A 4,825-nucleotide genomic window follows, 5' to 3' on the forward strand; every position below is an offset into this window, starting at 1 on the left:
GCTCGAGCTTGCGCGTGAGATCGACGACCTTGCCGTCGACGCGCGCGGCGACCAGGTCGCGGCTGGGGACGTCCTTCAGCAGGTCGCGAACGATAGTGCCGACCGGCACGACGCGAGACTCGCGGCCGAGGGTTACGGTTACGTCGGAACTCATCAAGCGACGATTCTAATCATTGCGAGGAAACTGGCGAGTGAAAAAGTGAAAAACGAAAATTCGCGCGCGCGGCTATGGGCACGGACCTGGTAGGCACGGGCGGGATTGAACCGCCGACCTCTTCCGTGTCAAGGAAGCGCTCTCCCACTGAGCTACGTGCCTTCACGGGCGAGGGGCATTGCGTAGATACGTCAAGCAAACGCTCACGGTAACCGATTATGCGCTGGCGGGCAACCGAAGATTCACGGAGGCAATGGGTTAGTTTGATTTGAGACGTGGATCGTCGGTCGCAACGCATTGCGCGTCATAAATCTCTTCGGGTGGCATCCCACGATATTGACCTAGATTCGAATCGCCTTTCGAAGACTTGGCGCGCTCCGAATCGCAGTCCTTTTCAACATCGAACTCGCGGACGATTGTCCAGTGCGACAATGATGCCATCATCTTGTCTTTCGGCGCTTTCAATAGCGAGGGCGGAACGATCAGATACCAACTCACGAGCGCGAGGGCGGCAGTGCTGCTGCGGAGCGTCATTGTGCTTTCTCCAGCTTAGGTTTCCCATTCATCCACAAGCGCAACCACATCTTCAAGCGGACCCGATTCCACTGTCGCGCGGCAGGCGACCGTGGCGGGGGCATCTGCTAGGATTTCGCGCCAAGTATCGCGCGCGCATGGAGGGTCGCCACGCCGCAGAAAATGGATCGCGAGCGCATAGTGCAGCTCTTCTTCTTCGGCTTCCTGGCCGTGATGGCCTACGAGTTGTACGAACTGATGCTGCCGTTCCTGACGCCGCTGGCCTGGGGAATCCTGCTCGCCTTCATGGCGCATCCGCTGCTCGAGTGGGTCGAGAAGTACGTCAAACGACGATCTCTGTCCACCGCGATCATCAGCATTCTCGTGGCACTGGTCGTTATCCTGCCTGCCATCTGGGCCTCGGGCCGCCTCGTGGTCGAAGCGCAGGCGCTCTACACGCAGGCCACGGCGATGGTGAATACAGGCGGCGTGACGAAGCTGCACGACTGGGCGGTCAATACCGACATCGGCGCATGGATCGCGAAAAAAATGGCCGAGCGCGGCTACAAGCTCGACGAGGAGCTCCCCAAGCTCACGCTGCAAGCGGCGACGATAACCAGCAACTACGTCGCCAAGAACGCGACCCAGGCCGCGAAAAATGTCTTCGGCTTCATCATCGATTTCGGTATCGCGCTGCTCGCCTTCTTCTACATGCTGCGTGACGGCGACTACTACTATAAGAGCCTGCGCGACCTGACCCCGCTGCACGACGACGACAAGAAGGCGATTTTCGACACGCTGCGCACGACGCTCTCGTCGGTGATGCGCGGCCTGATGCTGACCGCTGTGCTGCAGGGCGTCTCGATTGGCATCGGCATGCTGATCTTCGGCGTGCCGTACTGGCTGTTCCTCGCGATCGCCTCGGCGGCCGCTGGCCTGATGCCGATCGGCGGTACCGCACTCGTGTGGATTCCCGCGATGATTTACCTGGGCTTTGCGGTCAGCTGGTCGGCGGCGGTGGGCCTGCTCATCTGGTGTTCGGTAGCGCTCGCCGTCATCGATAATTTCATCAAGCCGCTTGCGATGAAGCACGGCACCGGCCTGCCGACGATCGCGCTGTTTCTCGGCATCCTCGGCGGCCTCGAAGCATACGGCCCGCTCGGCCTGTTCCTCGGCCCGGCAATCATGTCGATATTCGCGGCCCTGCTGCGCGTCTACCGAAAGGAATACTCAGGCAGCCGCAAAGAAGCCGCCTGACCCGATCGCATCGGCATCTCCTTTCGCCATCGCGCCGGTTCGATTAATCATTGCTCGCCATGGATTCCTCCGAACTCGCGCGCGAGCCTGTCCGCTCGCTAACTTCCGCAGAAGCCGCGCACACGCTGCTCGCGAGCTTTCTCGGCTGGGCGCTCGACGCCTTCGATTTTTTCATCCTGATTTTCGTGATGCCCGCGGTCGCGCGCGAGTTCCATCGCCCCATCTCTCACATCGCGTTTACGATCACCGCGACGCTTGCGCTGCGCCCGGTCGGCGCACTCATCTTCGGCTGGATCGCCGACCGCTACGGCCGCCGCATCCCGCTGATGATCGACGTCATTTTCTATTCCGTCGTCGAAGTGTTGAGCGGCCTCGCGCCGAGCTACCGATGGTTCCTGTTCATGCGCGCGCTGTACGGAATCGGGATGGGCGGCGAATGGGGTGTGGGCGCGTCGCTCGCGATGGAAGCGGTGTCGCCGCGCTGGCGCGGATTCTTTTCAGGACTCCTGCAAGAGGGTTACGCGGTCGGCTATCTGTTAGCGGCGGCGGCATTTTTCTTCGTCTTCCCGCATTACGGATGGCGCGCGATGTTCTTTCTCGGCGGCGCGCCCGCGCTGCTGACCATCTACATCCGGACCAAGGTGCCCGAGTCCGAAGCATGGCAACGCACGCGTCCCGACCGCGCGCACATTAGCGCCGCGATTCGAGCCAACTGGAAATTGTTCCTCTACCTGTGCGCGCTGATGACGATGATGAACTTCGTCTCGCACGGCACCCAGGACATGTACCCGACCTTCCTCGAAAAAACGCGCGGCTTCGACACCCGCACCGTCGCGACGATCGCGCTCATATATAATGTAGGCGCGCTGCTCGGCGGCCTGACCTTCGGCTACCTGTCCGACCGATGGGGACGGCGCCGCACGATGGCCACCGCGGTGATCTGCGCCGGCCTCATCATACCGTTGTGGATCTATCCTTCGACGCTCGCGGTGCTGACGCTTGGGGCATTTTTGATGCAGTTCATGGTGCAGGGCGCATGGGGCGTCATTCCGGCGCATCTCACCGAGCTCTCGCCGCCGGAAGTCCGCGGCCTGTTCTCAGGGCTCGCGTATCAAACAGGCGTCTTGCTGGCTTCGGGAGCCGCCGTCAGCCAGGCCCTGCTCGCGGAACGCTTCGGCTACGCGGCGACGCTCGCGAGCGTCGCAGCAATCGTGATGGTCTGCGCCGCCGTCGTCATCCTGCTCGGCCGCGAGCGTAAGGGCCGCGACCTCCATTCCTCCATTTAACGTGAAACCCGCCTTGGGTTTCACACTTCCTTGGGCAGCGGTAACCCCAGCACCTTAGTACTAAGAAAGAATGCGGTAGCTCCGTCGCAGTTGTTTGCAATCCACGGCTATCCTGCGAGCCGGGCACTCTCGAACAGGCGCGGCAGATGCCGCCGCACCTGCGCTTCCATCTCCTGATCGGAAATCGACGTGGTGCGTCCGTCGTCGTATTGCGCATCGACCCACTTCGCAATCTCGAGAACTTCGGACGAGCGTTTTTCGACTTGCGCGTCGCGCGCGAGACCGAAGTACGAATTGATCCACCACGCGATACCTGCGACGCCCGAGGTCTTGTCCACTGCGACGCGCGGAGGCCGGCCAAGAATCTTCGCGGTGTCGAAGACGTTGTAGATTTCCTCGTCCTTCAGCAGCCCGTCGGCATGAATTCCCGCGCGCGTTACGTTGAAATCGCGGCCGACAAACGGACAGTTGGCGGGAATCTTGTACCCGGCTTCGCGCTCGAAGTACTCCGCGATTTCGGTGATTACCGACAAGTCCATCCCGTTCGCATCGCCCTTGAGCGATACGTAGTCCATCACCAATCCTTCCAGCGGAGGATTTCCGGTGCGCTCGCCATAGCCGAGAATCGTGCCGTTGGCGTACATGCATCCGTACAGCCACGCCGCCGTCGCGTTGGCGAGCACCTTGTGAAAATCGTTGTGCCCGTGCCATTCCAGTTGCTCCGGCTTCACGCCGCATTCCCGACGCAGCCCCAGGATCAGCTTCGGCACGCTGCGCGGCAGCGCGACGCCGGGGTAGGGCACGCCGAATCCGAGGGTGTCGCAGACGCGAATCTTTACTGGAATCCCGGCCGCCTCGCCGAGCTCCATCAGCCTGGACACGAACGGCACGACGAAGCCGTAAAAATCAGCACGCGTCGCGTCCTCCAGGTGGCAGCGGATTTTGAGACCCGCATCGAGCGCCGCGTTCACGATCTCAAGGTAGTCGTCCATCGCCGCGCGCCGCGTTTTTTTGAGCTTGTTGAAAATGTGGTAGTCCGACGCCGAGGTCAGGATCCCGGTCTCTCGCAGGCCCATCTCCTTGACGATCTTGAAGTCGGATTTCACCGCGCGAATCCATCCGGTGACCTCGGGGAACTCGTAGCCGCGCGCGAGGCATCGATTCACCGCCTCGCGATCAGTCTTCGAGTACAGAAAGAACTCGGTCTGCCGGATAACGCCGTTGGGGCCGCCGAGGCGATGCAGCATGTCGAACATCGCGACGATCTGCGCGGCGGTGTAGGGCGGTCGCGCCTGCTGGCCGTCGCGGAAGGTGGTGTCGGTGATAAAAAAGTCAGGCGCCGGGTCAGGCTGCTCGAATTCGCCGTCGAAGATGATTCGCGGCACCGCGTTGTACGGAAATTGTTCGCGGATAAGGTTCGGCTCGGCCACGTCGATTAGTTCGTGCTTCATCTAAGGGTCCTCGGCTTCGATCTAAAACGCATTAATCAACATATGTCAAGCGATATACAGGAGCGCTTATGATGCATGAAAGTCGATTATCCGAAGAACCTAACCCCTAACCCCTTCCCGAGCGGGAAGGGGAACCGGACTAAGGGGTCCGCCCGCGTCGTCCT

Annotated in this window: 4 protein-coding genes and 1 tRNA gene; 2 read left to right on the forward strand and 3 right to left on the reverse strand. The window is 61.2% G+C overall.

Annotated elements, in window-relative coordinates; all coding sequences use genetic code 11:
• Positions 1-241: 241 nt before the first annotated feature.
• Both VIW95_RS00665 and VIW95_RS00670 read right to left on the reverse strand, forming a co-directional pair.
• Positions 242-316: transfer RNA gene (locus VIW95_RS00665), tRNA-Val, on the reverse strand.
• A gap of 96 nt (positions 317-412) precedes the next feature.
• On the reverse strand, positions 413-688 hold the full coding sequence (locus tag VIW95_RS00670; protein ID WP_331582967.1) for a hypothetical protein: 276 nt from the start codon (positions 686-688) through the stop codon (positions 413-415).
• 162 nt (positions 689-850) lie between these two features.
• On the opposite strand from VIW95_RS00670, the gene VIW95_RS00675 reads away from it, so the two are divergent.
• Together VIW95_RS00675 and VIW95_RS00680 are read left to right on the forward strand one after the other, a co-directional pair.
• On the forward strand, positions 851-1,924 hold the full coding sequence (locus VIW95_RS00675; RefSeq protein ID WP_331582969.1) for an AI-2E family transporter: 1,074 nt from the start codon (positions 851-853) through the stop codon (positions 1,922-1,924).
• A gap of 59 nt (positions 1,925-1,983) precedes the next feature.
• Positions 1,984-3,210, forward strand: coding sequence for an MFS transporter (locus VIW95_RS00680; protein ID WP_331582972.1), 1,227 nt, complete (start codon positions 1,984-1,986; stop codon positions 3,208-3,210).
• A 107-nt stretch (positions 3,211-3,317) separates the two neighbouring features.
• Here the strand turns inward: VIW95_RS00680 and VIW95_RS00685 are convergent, their stop codons facing one another.
• Positions 3,318-4,661 carry a hypothetical protein gene (locus tag VIW95_RS00685; protein ID WP_331582974.1) on the reverse strand — a complete coding sequence of 448 codons (1,344 nt, stop codon included), beginning with the start codon at positions 4,659-4,661 and terminating at the stop codon, positions 3,318-3,320.
• Positions 4,662-4,825: the final 164 nt, after the last annotated feature.

This window comes from Binatus sp. (SeqCode), from assembly GCF_036522015.1.
GTDB lineage: Bacteria > Desulfobacterota > Binatia > Binatales > Binataceae > Binatus.